The following is a 1,065-nucleotide window of genomic DNA, read 5'->3' as shown; positions in this document are numbered from 1 at the left end:
ACGTGAATTGTAAAATTAAGCTGGACAATTAAAAAGGCCATTCGTGGTACACTCAAAATGTATTTCCGACCAAAGAAAACATTGGAGTGATCACGAATGCCCTATACCCATCTTACCACGGATGAGCTTGTTTTGATAGAATCCTATTACCATCATCAAGTATCTACTGCCAAAATCGCTGCACTTCTGAAGCGATCCAGACAAACCGTCCATAACGTTGTGCAGTTTTTGAAACAAGGCTGCACGGCACTTGACTATTACAAGCAATATAAAGTAAACAAACAGCGCTGTGGGCGAAAGAAAATAACCTTGTCAACAGAACAGCGGTCGTATATCACAAACAAGATTGCCCAGGGATGGGCTCCGGACGTGATCATCGGCAGAGCCGAACAGCCTGTTTCATGTTCTGTTCGTACGCTATATCGGCGTTTCAAAGAGAAATTCTTTGACGAAGCCACGCTCCCCATGAAAGGGAAGAGAAAGCCCAAAGGCCATCAAGAACGCAGAGGAAAGCAAGCCTTCAAACGAAATATTTCCGAAAGAGAAACAGCTTACCCCTTCTACAAAGAAGAGTTTGGTCATTTAGAAGGGGATACAATTGTTGGAGTGCACCATAAAAGTGCCGTGATTACGCTGGTTGAACGGCTGTCCAAAGCCATCATTACCTTGAAGCCGGAAGGGCGCAAAGCCAGCGATATCGAGAAAACGCTGAATCAGTGGTTCCGGTCCATCCCGCGACACTTATTCAAATCGATTACGTTTGACTGCGGGAAGGAATTCTCCAATTGGAAGACACTTTGTAACCAACATGATATCGCCATTTTCTTTGCGGATCCAGGTACCCCTTCCCAACGCGCGCTGAACGAGAATTCTAACGGATTGTTGAGAAAAGATGGTTTACCTAAAGAGATGGACTTTAACCAAGTCGACCGAGCTTTTGTTTCAGCAGTCGCTGACAAACGAAACCAGATTCCGAGAAAGTCGTTGAACTATCAAACACCATTGGAAGTATTTTTGAGTCACCTGGATGATGCTGTTTTGTCTAGCTTATATTGACAATTGAGA

The 1,065-nt window shown here is 44.2% G+C and carries 1 protein-coding gene; it reads left to right on the top strand.

Features of this window, described 5'->3' with window-relative positions:
- Positions 1-96: 96 nt before the first annotated feature.
- On the top strand, positions 97-1,056 hold the full coding sequence (locus BLQ53_RS18675) for an IS30 family transposase (protein WP_093728802.1): 960 nt from the start codon (positions 97-99) through the stop codon (positions 1,054-1,056).
- Positions 1,057-1,065: the final 9 nt, after the last annotated feature.

This window comes from Terribacillus halophilus (assembly GCF_900101385.1).
GTDB lineage: Bacteria > Bacillota > Bacilli > Bacillales > Amphibacillaceae > Terribacillus > Terribacillus halophilus.
Note: the sequence above shows the minus strand (reverse complement) of the source record. Positions and strands in the feature narration are given on the sequence as shown.